We start from the raw sequence: 18005 nt of genomic DNA, 5'->3' as shown, positions 1-18005 counted from the left end.
GATAATGAAAAACAAAGAATTTGCTTGCCATTATATTTATCATCAAAACAATCTTAAAAACTTGATAGATAAATATTGCAAACAAGCTAAAAATATAGTTTTATATTGTAATAATTTTTCAAGAAAAAATATACTGAATTTAGCACTAACAGATTATGATATCGCTAAGGATTGTTATTATAGTTTAGATAAATACTTATATGATACTCTTAAAATATCTGCTTATGAAGGAAAAAAAGTTCAAATTTATGATTATTCTTATGAAAAATTTACTGATTCTAATAAGTTTAGTAATAATCTCCCAAATCTTACTATCACTCCTTTATCTTGCGATATGACAAGCATTTTAGATGATTTTGTAAAAGCCTTGGAAAAATCTGAAAATCAAACTATTTCAGAAGCTATGACACAAAAGCTAGAAAAAGAGAGTAAAAATATTAATTCTTTAATCATTTGCATTAATGAGAAATTAAAAATCCCTATACTTCAAAAACTAAAATCATTCGATGAATATCAAAAATTAAACGAGTATAAACTAAATGAACAAATAGAGCTTGTCTTTAATGAATTAATACAAAATATTAAAGATATTCATGCAGAAGGTTATAATCTTGTATATAAGAAAATCATTAATGCTTTTCTTGGTATTGTCAATATCTTTAGATTGAAAAGTTTTTTAACAAAAACACAGCCATTGCTAGTTATTAGTGATAGTGCTTTTGAGTTGATAAAAGCTTATAAAGAAATTTCAAAGTGGAGTGAAGATAAATACTCTTATGCTATTTATAATGCTATTGTGCAACTACTCATAAGTGATATTGGTTATATTTTTACTCTTTTTGAAAACAAAATTGATCATTATACTTTGATTATAGATAATAAAATTCTTTTTGATTTTTCAGGCTTTGGGACAATAAGGAATCAATCACCAGCATATCATAAGCAAGATCTTGCAATTTATCTTCAATCAAACGAAGAAATTTTTAAAGATTTTCACAATAAAAAATTCTTAAAGCTCATTACCCAAAACCCCAAAGAAGAATTAATATTGCATAGTAGATATTCTATTAAAGAGGCACTTAAAAAACAAATGTCCCTAGATCAAAACAGACTAAGCTATATAGAAAGTCCGTATTTTAACTCTATTACACTAGCTCAAATCATAAAAGATTTAAAGAGTGAAAAAAATGAATCTTATTATGCAAAAAATTTTCTTATCATTACAAATGCTCCACAAAAATATAATGCAGGACTTCATCAAAAGCTCACAGAAGAAATTTTTGAAAATACCATCATTTATCCAGATACCATAGAAGATGAAACACAAAATGATATTTTAATCAAAGCTCCAAAAGACTACGATGCAATGATAGATTATAGTAAATATAAAATCGATATTATTGATAATGAAAAAGATGCCTTTGTGCTTTCTTTAAGTCCTTTTATTCGTTTAAATTATCAAACTTATCAAGGCTTTAAAGATACAGTAAAAGAAAAAGAAGAGTTATTTAAAGATATTACAGATGACAATCTAGAAAATATATCTCAATATATGAATTTTATAAAAAATCCTAGCAATATCAATAAAATATATAATTATCATTATTTGCAATCTATTTTTTATCAAGCAAATAATAAAAAAACTTTCTTAGAAAAACAAAAGCAATACTTTCAAGAAGGCATAGAATGCATAAGAACTTATGTAGATAGCATCACCCATATTGCACAGCCTAAAATAGGTACTTACACAGGTGTGGTATACAAAGGAGAGAGTTTTGTAAAGAAAAATGTATTTACTATCACAGATGTGATTTTACTTGCTTTAACTTATTATACGATAAAACATTTTTATTCTTTTATTCAAACTGATTTCCAAGCTTGGTGGAAATTGTTTTCAAATTGTGAAAGTATACAAATAGAAGAGGAAGAAAGTATTGATATACTTCCTACCAATGTCTTTTTAAATATAAATGAAGAAAAAATTCCCCTATGTTTTTCAAAACAACAAAAGGTTAAACTCGCAAAAAATGAAATTTTTTGTATAGAAGAATTTGTGGATTCTTTAGAGCAATTAAAAGATCATGAAATTAGTGATGAGGAAGATAGACAGTTTTTATCTTCCCTAATAGAGCCTCAAAGTGAAAATCATCAAACCCAAGATGAAGCAGTGGAGTATAATCTAAAACAAATAAACGCATTGATTGAAAAAGAGAAAATATCAAACAAGAAAATCGATGATGAACTTGATGAATTGATAAAAGATATAGAAAAAAATAATATAAATAAAATTCCTTATAATCCGCAAAAAACTATAGTGGCTATGATGGATGTTTTTATAGATAAATTCTTTCCTTTTGCAGATTTTTTAAGAGCAGATGAATTTAAATTTGCTAAATTGCTTAGTAAAACCATTCTTAATTTTTTAACCCTTAAAGCACAAAAAGCTTTTTATGAAAGTATAGGTATAAGTTATTTGTTGTTTTTGATGATGAATTCAAGTATTCAAATGAAAAAGGTTAAAATACAAAATCAAGAACAATTTAACAAAAGACTTAAAAGACTAAATAAAATAGCTTTATTAGAACTTTGCTATATGCAAAAAAATAAAAACAAATACGAAGCTATTATGCTAGTAGATGATCCAAGCTTTAAAGAGTTAAAAAATCGTGATGGTTTTAAAGATATAACAAATATCAGCAAAAAACAAATTTTTCAATATAAATTTAATTTTACTTTAAAAAATATTCGTAGTATTGCCAAAGAATCTTTCATATCTTTACCTCAAGCAGTTATTACAGATTTGATTAATCAATTATGGATTACCGCATATGAACAAAGTAAAAAAGAACACGAAAGATTGCAATTTTTAAATTTTGCTCATAAATATAATCCTCCTTATGTTTTAGCAAAAAAACCTACAAATACACAAGAAGGATTTATCTCTTATCCTATGTTTATTAATAATACTTTTATTTCTTTTAATTTTACTTCTATGTTTACAGGGGGGAAGCTACAAACAGGAGGTTTGGGAGAGAAAGAAGCTTTATTTATTTACCATAAAGATGTAGGTGGCACAAAAAGGGTAAGAAATTATCTTTTAAACAAACTTTTTGCGTATTTATGTTTAGATGAATTAAGATCAAAAACTAGTGATTTAAAAACCATAGAAGATATAGACTTTTTTAATACCTATTCTTATTTACATGATTTAGCTATAAAACCAAGGCTTTTAAAACTAAAGCATGAAGAAGATTTTTTAATCTCTGATTGTCTTAGTAAAACTCAAAAAGAAAACATACAAAAATATAACCAAAAACTACAAGCTATTAACAACGATGAAGCAAAAAGGGCTTTGTATGAAGAGTATAAAAGAAGCTGTGATAATGGTTTGAGCGAAAATTCTTTAAATCCTATAGATGCTTATCATCAATGTATGGATTATTTAGAAGATATGGATAATGATGTATTTAACACTAAAGCAACAAACAACACCCCTGATCCTTTAAAACATAGAAATTTCTTAAGGGCTTTAGATACCATAGGGCAAAATAATATTAAGGCTTTATATGTGGGGATAAAAAAAGATAAAGAAGGTAAAAATAAATTAGACAAACTAGATGAATTGGAAGAATTGGAAACTAATATTACAGAGCAACCACCAAAAATGATAGGTAGACTAGCCACTACTATCATTATGAAAAATGGTTTATGTATAGGTTAATTAAAGAAAGGAAAAACAATGAGTGATAATAATAAAGATATTTATAAGGTGCTAGTTCCCAATACAGCAGAATTAGAGGTAAATAAACTTACAAATAAAATATATTTCAATAAGAGCTCCAAGCCCACAGGCAAATACACCCAAGAATATTCTAAAGCGGTTTTCAAAGCTGATCGTATATTAAAAAACTCCCCCTATAAAGACTATCAACCCAGATATTTAGATCCTAATCTTTACACAGGACAAAGTTCTACTTTGCTTGAGTTTAAAGATTGGCAAAGTATTTATCTAAAAGATCCTATTAAAGGAAGCATAGCTCCTTGGACTAAAGCAGAAAAAGCTTATTATAAATCTTTAAAAACTAAAAGAGAAAGATATAAGTATTTAGTTATAAGAAGTGGATTAAGAAGTACTGTTATAGATATACCTTATGAAGCTTATACTAATGTAGATGAAAAAGGAAAATTAATCAATGAAGATTATAAAGAACTTTATAAAAAAGTAGAAAGCAATAGAGGCTTAGCTCATTTAAGTAATGGATATTTATTTATGAGTGAATGGGAATTAGCAGCAGGGATACTAGGAGATATAAAAGGCTTTGCAAAAGGTGGAGGAGGATTATGGAAAACAGGATTTACTACTAGAGCTTATCAAGCATTATTTCTAGCAGCACAACTAGGATATCAACCTTCTTTAGAACACCAACTTAGCACTTATTCTTCTTCTGTAGCCTTAGCAGGTGGAGGCCATACTAATGCTTTAAGAGAGAAAATGCTAAAAGATTTTTCTAAAAATCCTCCTTATGATGAATTTGGTATGCTTCCTTTCTTAGATGAACTTATAGGAGTGGACTGGATTATTGATGTGAATAAAACTATAGCCACAAATGAAAATAATATAGTTATTGATAGTCAAGGTTACATTATTCGTGCTTTAGGGGATAGGGTTAAAAAAGGTAAAATAAAAGATCCAAGGGATATAGATTCTACTCCAGAGAGTAGGTGGGAATTTCATACTTCCACTAGAGGTGCTATAGGAAGCTATAGGGATAGATATGAGTTAGATATTCCCAATGATTGGACTAAAGAAGAAGCAAAACTATATATGAATTCTCTTATTTTAGAAGCCAAACTTGCAGCCCTAACTCCTCCACAAGGCTATCCTAATGCACCTTATTATTATATACCAGAATATTTAGAATTTATTTATAAAAAACACAAATTAGACGCTAAACTTAATCCAAGAATTCCTGCCATATATAGATATAATTTTCCGCAAGAACTTCGAGCTAAAATACAAGCTTATGCTAAAGAACATAATATAAAAGAGTAAAAATAATGAATTTCATAACTATACTAGCTACCACTATCATTATAGAAGATGGTTTATGTATAGGTTAATTAAAGAAAGGAAAAACAATGCAAAAAATACTTCAAATTGATTTAGAAAAAAGAAAAGCTTTAGAGAATTTAAAAAATTTAAGCTTATTAGGTTTTGGTGGAGTTATGTTATTTAATCTAAATAAAGATGATTTGATTAAAGATAATGATATTTTTTCTATGTATAATATGAATCATTTTTTACAACTTAGTTTAGATCAATTTTACATACCTAATGCTTTTTTAAATATTTTAGAATTTTTACATATTAAAAAGCACACTGATATAAAAGAATCTTTTTATATCAATATCTTAATCAATAGTGATACACTTTATAAAAATCCTTTATTACAATATAACATTAATAGAACAATTTCTAAAGATGATAACACCATTTATGCTTTGGAAAATCTTTCTAGTATAAATCAAGCTTTTAAAAACTTAAAACAACTACAAGAAGCATTATTAAAAGAAAATATATTTTTAAATTTTATAGACTTAAATAACAAAGAAAGCCTTTTAAGTTTTTATAATCAAATATTAAGTAATCATCATCTTAAAACTTATTTTTATATAAAAAATAATCAATTTTTTATTAAAGAAGATATAAAAAATAAAATTGTATTTCATAATATCAATTCTTCTTCTATTATAAGTAATTATCTTAGACTATTAAATGATTTTAATACTTTAAGCAAGATAGAACTTATAAATATATTAGAGGGTTTAAGTTTATACAATCTTTCAACTTTAATACAAACTATACAATCAAAAAATGCATATAACTCAAAAGACTTTAAACAAGATAGTATATTTTTATCTAATGTGATCATGAATGTGAGGTTGAAGTAGGGAAGGTAGTAAGTAGTAGGTGTGGTTTGTTAATCATAGTAAAGTGTTTTTTGCTTATGTGTTATATTTTATTGTTATAATTTATAAAAAGTGATGAAAAATATACAGGACAAAGTTACTGATGAATCCTAAAGAACTTATCTCTCAAATCAAAGACTATGCTAATATAAGATGCTAGTTATGCTATGCTTGATTTAATCGATGAGAATGATGAAAAAGGTTTTTCATGATATGTTAATATAAAAACTAAATTTTACTTATACTAAGGTATTTGAAATAATATACTTTAAAAAGGAGTATTAAATGAAAATCACAATGATAATTCTAAGCTTGTTTTCTTTAGTATCTTTAAGTGCATGTGCTTTTAAAGAAAATAAAGCAAGTGAACTAGAAACTCTTGCAAGTAATTATGGTGGAATTTATATCTTTGATAAAAAAATAAGAGAAGAGATATTGGAAAATGAAAGAAAGATAAAAGAATATAATCAATGGATTAATAATATATCTGCTTCTGATGAAGAGTTAAGAGCTAATATTAAAAAGTATGATGTAGAAAAAAAATTCCCTCAAGTCCTTTCTAATGGTTGTAAATATTATCGTAGTGATTATAGATATAAAGGTAAAGCTAATTTTGGTTTCAAAGATAAACCCGAATTTGCATACTATGAAGATCAATTTAAAGCATATATGGGTGAAGAAAACTATAAAAAATTAAGACCTTATTTGGGTATGACAACTTATTATGTATGTAAGGGTAAAAAATATCCTGTTGTTTTTGCTACTATGATAGATTATAAAGTAAAAAGCTATGGATTGTTTGGAGATGAAGGAAGAGGATTTAGCTTTTCTAGCATTAGTCGTAAAAGTGCAGGAGGAGGATCTTTTCATTATTTTACTAATAATAAATTTATAAAAAGTGATGAAAAATATACAGGACAAAGTTACTGATGAATCCTAAAGAACTTATCTCTCAAATCAAAGACTATGCTGATATAGCAGATGCTAGTTATGCTATGCTTGATTTAATCGATGAGAATGATGAAAAAGGTTTTTTTGATAGTGCTTTTACTCCTCCTTTGTGGCTTTATGCAGATGGGATAAAGTTAGGGTATGAGATAAGCAAAGAGAATGAAACAAAGCTGTCTAGAGGTAATAAGAAAATAGGAGATCCTACAGCTTATGCTACCATTATAGAAGCTAGATTTTCTGCTGATCTTGTCTTTAAAAAACCTAGAAAAGACAATGAAGCTTTAGATGAGGATCAAGTTATTGGAAATAAAGCTCAAAGCTTTATTTATAGAAACAAAGAAGACAAAGAAGCAAAAGATCAAAAAAATCTATTAGCTTTAAATTTTAAAGAACAAAAAGAATATCCTGATAATTTCAGACATCATCTTAGTCCACGCACTAAAAATTTTGTATCTCGTTATGAAGTTATAGATCATGTAAAAAACACCAACATCAGTGGTTATTCTCATACTGTTTTTAAAGACACAAGTAAAAATGATAATACTTATATCTTGGCTTTTCGTGGCACTGAAACAGGTGGAACACAGCTATTAAAAGATGCATTTTTTACAGATGGTTTTATTGCTTTGAGGCTTGGAATTCCACAAGTGGTGTCTTTGATGAATTATAGTGATAAAGTTTTAAAAGTCATTAGAGAAAAGCATGGGAGTGATGATTTTAAAATAGATGTTGTAGGACATTCTTTAGGAGGACATTTAGCTCAATGTTTTTGTATCTTTGGACAAAAAAAATATATTCAAAAACTTTATACTTATAATGGAGCTGGTATAGAAGGTGTTATAGCAAGTTTTGTAAATATTTTTATTAGAGTTATTAGGGTTGTTTTTAAATTACTCATTAAAGGGATTAAAAAGCTTTTTGGTTTTGGTATGACTAGAAAGACTTTAGATAATTGCTCTAAAGTTTTAAATGTGGAAAATGGAACCGATGGTTTGATCAAAGAATGTAAAAATTCGCAAGGGCAGATAGATCAAAAAAGACTTGATGAATGTGCCTTAAATATAAAACAAGCAAGTAGAGGTAAAACAAGTATAGAAATACATCATATAGAAACTATAGCTAAACCTATCCCTGATAAAGAAGATTTTTCACGAGAATATAGACAAGCATTAGAGTCCTCACGATCTGTGATAGCTGATTTGGGTTATAAATATGGCTTAAGCATTAAAGATAAGTTTGATTATAAAAATACAGACAAGTTGCATTTAATTCATATAGGAGAGCTTGAAAAAAACTATTTACTAACTAGCCATTTTATGTATAATATAGTTTGGGCGAGTTATTTTTATGAACATTTAGTAAAAAATAATGAAAATATCAATGAATTTAAAGAGGATATTGCTTGTGCTATGGATTATTTAAATTCTTATGCGCAAAATTTAATCGACTTAAGTGAAAAAAATAAGCTTTTATTGGAAGATCATGTAGATATCCAAGATGAAAATCAAAATTATATTAGTGTGGTATTGGATAAAATTTTTGATAACTTGTGTAAAAATAGCGTATATAACAAGAAAGAATTTAATCTTATCTATAAAGATACACAAGAATTGTTTTATGTAAGTGAATATAAAAATATAAATAAATTTGTTATTCCTGATTCTTTTTTGGTTTTAGAAGCTATGCAAATTTATATAAAAATGCTGGATAAATCTATATTGGAAAAATTATCTAATAAGGATTTAAAGCAAGATTTAGATCATGCTGAAGCAGTTTATAAGTGGTTGCCTTTTATTGTTAAAGATAAAAATAATCAAAAAATACTTACAGAAGATAATATAGGGAAAATCTTAAATTATAACTCTGAGTGCTTTAAATGTCTTAGCTTGAAAAATGATTTAGATTTTTTTCAAGCTAGAAAAAAGCAAATGATTAATTTGATTTATGAAAATAATTGCACAAGCTATTATCTTAATAAAAACCAACCCATTAAAACAAAAGTAAAATTTAATTCCTCAAGTTCGACTATATTTGTTAATTTACCAAAAGAAGAAGTTTTTATTTTTGCTAATTGTAGGGATTTGATCGACTGTGATGAGATTTATAAAAGAGTGGCTACTAAAGTAGGTGTTGCAGTCGAAGAACTCCAAAACTACCAAGCTTATATCTTTTTAAACTCCACTCTTCTTACAGGCTCTGCTGAACTTCCTAATAATCCCTTTTACTTTGGAGAATTAGATCAAGATAATACTATAAAACAAGATACACCTAGTTATTATTTTTCTCCTAAAGATGAAAATAGTGGCAAAGGAAAACTTAGCATCTTTTATAAAAATGATGAACTTTACTTGCTTAATTATTCTATTATAGAAAATTCTTTAAACATCAAATTAGAATGTTTAAGCAAGCAAAGCTTAGAGTATAAAGATTTAATTTCAAACACTTTAAAAGAACAAAAAACCATACAAATAAATAAAAAACAAGCTATAGCTAAGCTCCATGCCCTTTTAGAAAATCAAAACCTAGAATGTATCCATGGGGGCAAGGTAACGCTTCAATCAAACAAAGGAAAAACTTTTAAAGATGATGGTGTGCCTATTATGCTAGAAAGTGATTTGCTTAATTCTAGCATAAGTGGTTGTCCTAATACCATGGGAAAGGTAAGTTATCCTTGTACTAAGGTGGTAGATGTTAAAGGCTCTTTATCTCAAAAGAAAGTCAATGATGAATATGTAATCTTACAAGAACTCATCTCAGCTTGTGTCACAGATAAAGGATATCCTTTAAAAGTAAGCTTTGTACCTACTAAGTTTAAATTTGATCATAGTTTTAATCCTAAGGAAGGCTTAGCAAAACAAAGCAAAAACCAAACAAAGCTAAAAGAGCCTATAATAAGACTACATTATAAAAGCGATAGATTTCAAAAAGATAACCTACCTATCTATAACCTTTTAATCAATAATGAAAAAAAAGAACAAAATAAAGCTTTAAGTGAATTAAATATAGATCAAAAAGATTTAAAAGATATAGAGGATGTTAATATTCTTAATCAATTCAAACAAGACTTTAGTAAAAATTATGATTTTAAAGAATTAAATTTTAGTTTTGATACTAATTTAATCAAACTTTATTTTATTATCCCAAAAAATATTGCTAAAGTTTATAAAAGTGCTTATAAAGAATCTGAATGTCAAGATTTAGGAGCAGGGTATTTTACACAGCTACATGAGTATGATAAAATCATCAAAAATTCCCTAGAAGATAATAAAGAATTAAACGAATATCATTTAACTTTTTTAGCTCCTGCTAAAATGCAAAATTTAAAATTTCAAATCGCAAATGGACTAGATGAGATCTTAGAAGATGAAGATAGAAAACAAGGGCTTTATGTTTGTAAATTTGTAGTAGTGAATGGGATTAAAATATGAAAATAAAAGGTTTTACTTTAATTACATCAAATCATAATTTGGAAATTGAGTTAAAAAATCTTACCGAAAATGCTAATAAAATTATTTTTATATGTGGTGATTTTGATGGATATAAAGAAGCTAAGAATTCTTTGTATAAGACACTACATACTATTGAATATAAATTTAAAATTAACAAGAAAAAAACTTTTAAAATCATACATTTAAATCAAGCTAATAAAGATGAAATCACAAAAGAACAAAAATTTAGCTCTGATAAAAATTTATCTAGTATTAAAAAAATTATCTTTAATAATTTAAATTTTTTAAATAATGCAATCAATCAAAACGAAAACAAAACGCTCAATAAAATTATTGATGAGAGTAATGAAGAAAATATTGAAAATTTTTTAAAAGAAGTTCAAAAAGAATTAAATACATTATTAAAAAATATCAAAGAATCTGATTATTTTGAGCAAGAGATTAAACCAAAGATACAACTTACCCTAGATACACTTTTTAATACACTTTTAAAAAATATTACTCAATCTAATGATGATGAATATAAGCAAATTATTAGAGCTATAGCAAAATTTTTTATCAATATATTAGATTCTGTAACCAATCTTAAAAAACCTATCTCTTTAGTTAAGAAAAATCCTTATGTTTTTGTTGTAAATACATTATTTGAAGCTTATAATTCTTCTGCTGAGTATCAAGAGTATAAGGAACAAAAATATTATTATGATTTTGCTTATCCACTTTTAGAGCTTATTACTAGTAAGCTTTATCCTATTATCGCTTTGTGCAATGAAGAAATTTTATCTGATGTATTGATTATAGATGATAAAGTATTATTAGATTTTTCGTCTTATTCTAATGTGCCTTCTATTAGTCTTTATAAAAATAGTTTTTATAAAGTTATTTTAGATGAAGAATTTCAAGGTATTTTTGATCATTTTTTAGAAAATAATCCAAAAATTGAAAACGAAAAATTAAATAATACGCTTTTAATGAATTCTAGTTTAAAAAATTTTGATACAACATTAAAAAAAGCAATCAATTCAAATATCTCTGAACTTAATCATTTCTTTTATGCAGAATATCCTGATTTAAATTCTTCCATACTAGTAGAAATGATACTAGATAAACAAAATACTGATCAAATCAATACAACCAAAATGGGTAAAAATTATTTGTTTATTACCAATCCGCCACAGCTTAACAATGCAGCACTTTGTGAAGATTTGTATCAAAAAAAATTAGGAGCAATAATAAAAAATCGTCCTAAAGCTCTTACAAAAAATGAAAAACTTGGATTAAAAGAGCAATTTCCTAGTAAAAGAGATTATGGTTCTTATTTTATAGAAAGAGATGTTAAAAAGGAAGATGATTTTGTATTGCAGCTTTGTCCTTTTGTGAAACTTGATGGACAGATTTATCAAAAATATAAAAGGTATTTTAATTTTTATAATCAACCATATTCTCGGTTATTGTTTGATTTATTAGAGAGTACAAAACAATCAGTTGAGCAAGATTTTGCTTATATTGATAGCTTTTTTAAATTACCCAAAGAACTGGAAGAAATTAGCGAAAAAGAAAAAGAAAAAGTAAAAGAATATATCGGGCTTTTTAATAATTATTTAGATAATATCAATTCTGATTATGATCAAATGCAATTTTTTCTTGAGTTAGATCCATCAATATCCAAAACATATGAAAATGTAGATTTTAAGAAATACTCACCTTTAACGGTTGTTTTATTGACTTTGACTTTGTATGTTTTACAAAAAGACTTAGCTTTTACACAAGAATATTCTCTTGGTGTTAAAAATATTGTAATTCCAAATTTAGATTATGGTGATAAAGAAATTTCACTTAATTACCAAAAGATTAAAATACCAAATTATTTTAATGAGTATATTTCATTTATCCCTGATGACATTTATTTTTATGATAATGATAAAAAAATTTACATCTTTTTATCCAAAGAATTAAATAAAAATAAAAAAGAAGATGAAGTTATCTATTTAGATGAATTAGCTAAAGCTATATTTGAAAATGATTTTGAAGAAGAGGATCGAACTTATGTGAATTTTTTAAAAACCTTAAATGAAAGCTTTGATGAGGAAATTGAATTTAAAGAAAATACACAAACAGACAAAACTCTTCCTTTGAAAAAAGATTTAGATAAAAGCATTCAAGAAATTATGCTTGATAATGAACTTGCAAAATTATCCATAGATATTACTTTTTTTAACATCATTAAGCAACTTTTTCCTTTTGCAGAATTTTTTATGAGCCAGCCTGATTTTTTTAAAAAAATGATTTTATTTTTTATAAATTCAAGCTTTGATAAAAAGCATTATGGCAATAAATTATTTTCTAGTTTTAAAGCACATTTTTTTAAAGAACTAGGGATATTTTATGCACTTAATCCTAAAGGGCATTTTATAAAAATTAATCCAAAAAGTAAAAAGCCACTCAATAAGCTTTTTTTATATCAAATAGGAACAAATTATTATTATTTTAATCAATTAGAATATGCAAGCGAGTTGAAAAAGTCAAAGAGTTTTTCAAGATTGGATAAAGCTAAGCAAATTCATTTGATATCAAAAGTAAAAAAACAATTAGCTATTGATTTTTCTATTAAAGTAAGTAAAAATTTAAGTGTAGATGTGTTAAAAAATTTAGCAGGATCTTTTATCGATACACTTTTGCCTACAAATTATGAAAGGTTAAAAATTTTATATGAAAAACTAATGTATGAAAAATTTACTTACAATTATGATTTTCCTTTAGCTGTAAAAAAAGAAGAATACTTAACCTATCCTTTATTGATAAATTCTAGATTTATGAGTTTTGATTTATCTGAGTTTATTTTTGGTTCTTTATTGTGCACAGGTGGGCTTAGTTATTATCCTAGTATTGCTTGTGCTACGACTTCAAGCAAAGCTAGGGAATTTGCCTTAAAAAGACTTTTATCTTATATTATTTTAGATGAGAAAAGAAGTGCTTTTAAGGAAGATAAAATCAATGAGGGCAAATACATCTTAAATGATAAAGAATTTTTTGAAAAAAACAATATAGAACTTAGAAATTGTAATATATATAAGCTAGAGCATTTTCAAAGAAAAGAAGAGTATAAAACACAACACCCAGTGATAAAACAACACCCTATCTTAGCTTATAATGATGCTATACAAATTTTATATGAATATGTAAATGGTATTTATAATACTATCCAAGATGAAAAGGGTAAGTTCATAGAAGATAGACAAAAAGCAAGAAGATTAATGGAAAATTTAGAAGCCATAGGACAACATAATTTAGAAGTGATGTATAGGGGGATAGGGGATGAAAAGGTAAATGGGAAAATAAAAAATGAAAACGATGATGATGAAAGTGATGATATTAGTAAAATACAGGATTATTCTAATGAATTTATAGGCAGACTAGCCACTACTATAATTATGGAAGATGGTTTGTATATAGGATGAAAGGATAAAAATGAGTGAAACTTATGAAATTTATATGCCTAATGGTATTATTTTAGATGTAGAAAAAAAAACGAATAAAATTTTATTAGATGATGGGGGAGCTAAGGTAGGCAAATACACCCAAGAATATTCTAAAGCTTTGTTTGAAGCACACAATATCAAACAAAACTCCCCCTACAAAGACTATCAACCTAGATATTTAGATCCTAATCTTTACACAGGACAAAGTTCTACTTTGCTTGAGTTTAAAGATTGGCAAAGTATTTATCTAAAAGATCCTATTAAAGGAAGCATAGCTCCTTGGACTAAAGCAGAAAAAGCTTATTATAAATCTTTAAAAACTAAAAAAGAAAGATATAAGTATTTAGTTATAAGAAGTGGTATAAGAAGTGTTGTTATAGATATACCTTATGAAGCTATAGGAGCTGTAGACGAAAAAGGAAATGTAGATCCTAAATATGAAAAATTATATAAAATAGTAGATGATAATAAACATAATCTAAGATCAAGTTTATTTCATAATGAATGGGGTATGGCAGCAGGAATATTAGGTGATTATAAATATCTAGCTAATGATATGTTTCAAAATGGTTTTAATGCAAGATTTATCCAAGCTACTATACTTTATATACAATTAAGTGGAGGAAGTAGTATATTAGATAAACCTAATTTATTAGGTGCTATTTATGGTTATGCTGATATTGCTGTAGGAAGTGGTTTAGTAGGAGTGCATAAAAATCCTTTAAGAGAACAAGAGATTAAAACCTTAGCTAAGACTTTAAAACCTGATGAATTTGGTATGCTTCCTTTTATAGATGAGATTATGGGGGTAGATTGGATAATTGATTTGAATAAATATAGATTGGCTAATGATCAATTTGGAAGTATATACAAAGCCTTAAGAAGTGATATAGTTGAGGGTAAGATAAAAGATCCAAGGGATGTAGATTCTACTTATGAAAGTAGAAGAGAATTTGATCGTTATATGGTTGGATATAGAAAGGGTATGGCGCAAGGCTATGGAACCGATACACCTAATGATTGGAGTGAAGAAAGAGCGCAACTTTTTAATGATACTTTAATACTACATGCCAAACTAGCAGCCCTAACTCCACCACAAGGCTATCCTAATGCACCTTATTATTTTACCCCTGAAAAACTAGAATGGTATTATAAAAGACATAAACTTGATAAACTCCTTGATCCAAGAATTCCTGCTATATATAGATATAATTTTCCGCAAGAACTTCGAGCTAAAATACAAGCTTATGCTAAAGAACATAATATAAAAGAGTAAAAATAATGAATTTCATTAGCCACTACTATAATCATGGAAGATGGTTTATATATAGGATGAAAGGATAAAAATGAGTGGTAATAAAGATATTTACGAGATTTATACTTCTAATGGACTTATATTAGAAGTTGATAAAAATACAAATCAAATTATATTTGATAAAAGAAAAGATGGACGTGAAGTAGGCAAATACACCCAAGAATATTCTAAAGCTTTGTTTGAAGCTGATCGTATATTAAGAAACTCTCCCTACAAAGACTATCAACCCAGATATTTAGATCCTAATCTTTATACAGGACAAAGTTCTACTTTGCTTGAGTTTAAAGATTGGCAAAGTATTTATCTAAAAGATCCTATTAAAGGAAGCATAGCTCCTTGGACTAAAGCAGAAAAAGCTTATTATAAATCTTTAAAAACTAAAAAAGAAAGATATAAGTATTTAGTTATAAGAAGTGGTATAAGAAGTGTTGTTATAGATATACCTTATGAAGCTATAGGAGCTGTAGACGAAAAAGGAAATGTAGATCCTAAATATGAAAAATTATATAAAATAGTAGATGATAATAAACATAATCTAAGATCAAGTTTATTTCATAATGAATGGGGTATGGCAGCAGGAATATTAGGTGATTATAAATATCTAGCTAATGATATGTTTCAAAATGGTTTTAATGCAAGATTTATCCAAGCTACTATACTTTATATACAATTAAGTGGAGGAAGTAGTATATTAGATAAACCTAATTTATTAGGTGCTATTTATGGTTATGCTGATATTGCTGTAGGAAGTGGTTTAGTAGGAGTGCATAAAAATCCTTTAAGAGAACAAGAGATTAAAACCTTAGCTAAGACTTTAAAACCTGATGAATTTGGTATGCTTCCTTTTATAGATGAGATTATGGGAATAGATTGGATAATTGATTATAACGAATATCAAATTTCTGAAGATGAATTTGGAGATATATACAAAGCCTTAAGAAGTGATGTGGTTGAGGGTAAGATAAAAGATCCAAGGGATGTAGATTCTACTTATGAAAGTAGAAGAGAATTTGATCGTTATAGGGGAGGGTATAAAAATGGTATGTTGCAGGGCTATGGAACCGATACACCTAATGATTGGAGTGAAGAAAGAGCGCAACTTTTTAATGATACTTTAATACTACATGCCAAACTAGCAGCCCTAACTCCACCACAAGGCTATCCTAATGCACCTTATTATTATATACCAGAATATTTAGAATTTATTTATAAAAAACACAAATTAGACGCTAAACTTAATCCAAGAATTCCTGCCATATATAGATATAATTTTCCGCAAGAACTTCGAGCTAAAATACAAGCTTATGCTAAAGAACATAATATAAAAGAGTAAAAATAATGAATTTCATAACTATACTAGCTACCACTATCATTATAGAAGATGGTTTATGTATAGGTTAATTAAAGAAAGGAAAAACAATGCAAAAAATACTTCAAATTGATTTAGAAAAAAGAAAAGCTTTAGAGAATTTAAAAAATTTAAGCTTATTAGGTTTTGGTGGAGTTATGTTATTTAATCTAAATAAAGATGATTTGATTAAAGATAATGATATTTTTTCTATGTATAATATGAATCATTTTTTACAACTTAGTTTAGATCAATTTTACATACCTAATGCTTTTTTAAATATTTTAGAATTTTTACATATTAAAAAGCACACTGATATAAAAGAATCTTTTTATATCAATATCTTAATCAATAGTGATACACTTTATAAAAATCCTTTATTACAATATAACATTAATAGAACAATTTCTAAAGATGATAACACCATTTATGCTTTGGAAAATCTTTCTAGTATAAATCAAGCTTTTAAAAACTTAAAACAACTACAAGAAGCATTATTAAAAGAAAATATATTTTTAAATTTTATAGACTTAAATAACAAAGAAAGCCTTTTAAGTTTTTATAATCAAATATTAAGTAATCATCATCTTAAAACTTATTTTTATATAAAAAATAATCAATTTTTTATTAAAGAAGATATAAAAAATAAAATTGTATTTCATAATATCAATTCTTCTTCTATTATAAGTAATTATCTTAGACTATTAAATGATTTTAATACTTTAAGCAAGATAGAACTTATAAATATATTAGAGGGTTTAAGTTTATACAATCTTTCAACTTTAATACAAACTATACAATCAAAAAATGCATATAACTCAAAAGACTTTAAACAAGATAGTATATTTTTATCTAATGTGATCATGAATGTGAGGTTGAAGTAGGGAAGGTAGTAAGTAGTAGGTGTGGTTTGTTAATCATAGTAAAAACTTTGTAATTACTTTGGAAAATAGTGTGTTTTATAAAGGCAATTTTTAAAGAGTTTAGGCGATGTGATTGTTTTGAGTTTGGGTAGATGTATACTTTTAAATCAAGGCTTTACAAACCCAAATTCACAAAATGAAGTTTTTATGATGATGTCAAATCAACATCCTTGGGTAATATAAAGGCTTATGTTAATCTGGATGTAAAATTAAATAAAATTCATCAAGAGGTTTTTCTATAAAGAGTATGTAATTTTAAAAAGATATTTTAAAATCAAAAATTTTACTGTGGCGATAAAACCTGTCATTTGGATAATAAAACTTAAAAATGAAAACTTAATTATAAAAGCTTTAGAAAATATAAAGCATGGTGATGCTCATCATAATATAATCAGTTTTGTTTATAAAAAAAGAAATGATTATTATAAAGTTAGATGTGGAAAAATCAAAAATTGTTTTATGAAATATGGTGCCCGAGGTCGGACTCGAACCGACACAAGGTTGCCCTTACCAGATTTTGAGTCTGGCGCGTCTACCAGTTTCACCACTCGGGCTTTTGTGTAAGAATTT

9 protein-coding genes and 1 tRNA gene are annotated in these 18005 nt (G+C 26.4%); 9 read left to right on the top strand and 1 reads right to left on the bottom strand.

Features of this window, described 5'->3' with window-relative positions:
* The first annotated feature begins 4 nt into the window (after positions 1 to 4).
* From A0083_RS04470 to A0083_RS04430, 9 genes are all read left to right on the top strand, one after another.
* The gene (locus A0083_RS04470) at positions 5 to 3721 is read left to right on the top strand and encodes a hypothetical protein (protein WP_197552420.1); all 3717 of its coding nucleotides are present in this window, start codon (positions 5 to 7) and stop codon (positions 3719 to 3721) included.
* A gap of 18 nt (positions 3722 to 3739) precedes the next feature.
* Positions 3740 to 5053 (top strand): hypothetical protein, encoded by a 1314-nt coding sequence (locus tag A0083_RS04465; RefSeq protein WP_197552418.1) that lies wholly within the window; start codon positions 3740 to 3742, stop codon positions 5051 to 5053.
* Between the two features lie 86 nt (positions 5054 to 5139).
* A complete protein-coding gene (locus tag A0083_RS04460) occupies positions 5140 to 5952 on the top strand; it encodes a hypothetical protein (RefSeq protein ID WP_197552410.1) in 813 nt (270 codons plus the stop codon).
* A 501-nt stretch (positions 5953 to 6453) separates the two neighbouring features.
* On the top strand, positions 6454 to 6900 hold the full coding sequence (locus tag A0083_RS04455) for a tRNA 2-selenouridine synthase (RefSeq protein WP_197554551.1): 447 nt from the start codon (positions 6454 to 6456) through the stop codon (positions 6898 to 6900).
* On the top strand, positions 6900 to 10349 hold the full coding sequence (locus A0083_RS08105) for a hypothetical protein (RefSeq protein ID WP_232087540.1): 3450 nt from the start codon (positions 6900 to 6902) through the stop codon (positions 10347 to 10349). The genes A0083_RS04455 and A0083_RS08105 overlap by 1 nt, the downstream gene beginning before the upstream one ends.
* The gene (locus A0083_RS04445) at positions 10346 to 13828 is read left to right on the top strand and encodes a hypothetical protein (RefSeq protein WP_197552416.1); all 3483 of its coding nucleotides are present in this window, start codon (positions 10346 to 10348) and stop codon (positions 13826 to 13828) included. The genes A0083_RS08105 and A0083_RS04445 overlap by 4 nt, the downstream gene beginning before the upstream one ends.
* Positions 13829 to 13838: 10 nt before the next feature.
* Positions 13839 to 15125: a hypothetical protein gene (locus A0083_RS04440; RefSeq protein ID WP_197552414.1), complete on the top strand. Its 1287-nt coding sequence runs from the start codon at positions 13839 to 13841 to the stop codon at positions 15123 to 15125.
* Positions 15126 to 15195: 70 nt separating this feature from the next.
* Positions 15196 to 16497, top strand: a complete 1302-nt coding sequence (locus A0083_RS04435; protein ID WP_197552412.1) for a hypothetical protein — start codon at positions 15196 to 15198, stop codon at positions 16495 to 16497.
* A gap of 86 nt (positions 16498 to 16583) precedes the next feature.
* Entirely contained in the window at positions 16584 to 17396 is an 813-nt protein-coding gene (locus tag A0083_RS04430) for a hypothetical protein (RefSeq protein WP_197552410.1), read from the top strand.
* 506 nt (positions 17397 to 17902) lie between these two features.
* Here the strand turns inward: A0083_RS04430 and A0083_RS04425 are convergent.
* Positions 17903 to 17989 (bottom strand) — tRNA-Leu (locus tag A0083_RS04425).
* Between the last annotated feature and the right edge of the window lie 16 nt (positions 17990 to 18005).

The organism is Campylobacter sp. 2014D-0216, from assembly GCF_014931215.1.
Taxonomy (GTDB): Bacteria; Campylobacterota; Campylobacteria; order Campylobacterales; family Campylobacteraceae; genus Campylobacter_D.
The sequence above is the reverse complement of the archived record's forward strand: the minus strand, read 5'-3'. Positions and strand labels throughout refer to the sequence as shown.

Bases quoted from the DNA above. Each gene is read 5' to 3' on its own strand.
- A0083_RS04470 (WP_197552420.1), top strand. From the start codon at position 5: ATGAAAAACAAAGAATTTGCTTGCCATTATATTTATCATCAAAACAAT.
- A0083_RS04465 (WP_197552418.1), top strand. From the start codon at position 3,740: ATGAGTGATAATAATAAAGATATTTATAAGGTGCTAGTTCCCAATACA.
- A0083_RS04460 (WP_197552410.1), top strand. From the start codon at position 5,140: ATGCAAAAAATACTTCAAATTGATTTAGAAAAAAGAAAAGCTTTAGAG.
- A0083_RS08105 (WP_232087540.1), top strand. From the start codon at position 6,900: ATGAATCCTAAAGAACTTATCTCTCAAATCAAAGACTATGCTGATATA.
- A0083_RS04445 (WP_197552416.1), top strand. From the start codon at position 10,346: ATGAAAATAAAAGGTTTTACTTTAATTACATCAAATCATAATTTGGAA.
- A0083_RS04440 (WP_197552414.1), top strand. From the start codon at position 13,839: ATGAGTGAAACTTATGAAATTTATATGCCTAATGGTATTATTTTAGAT.
- A0083_RS04435 (WP_197552412.1), top strand. From the start codon at position 15,196: ATGAGTGGTAATAAAGATATTTACGAGATTTATACTTCTAATGGACTT.
- A0083_RS04430 (WP_197552410.1), top strand. From the start codon at position 16,584: ATGCAAAAAATACTTCAAATTGATTTAGAAAAAAGAAAAGCTTTAGAG.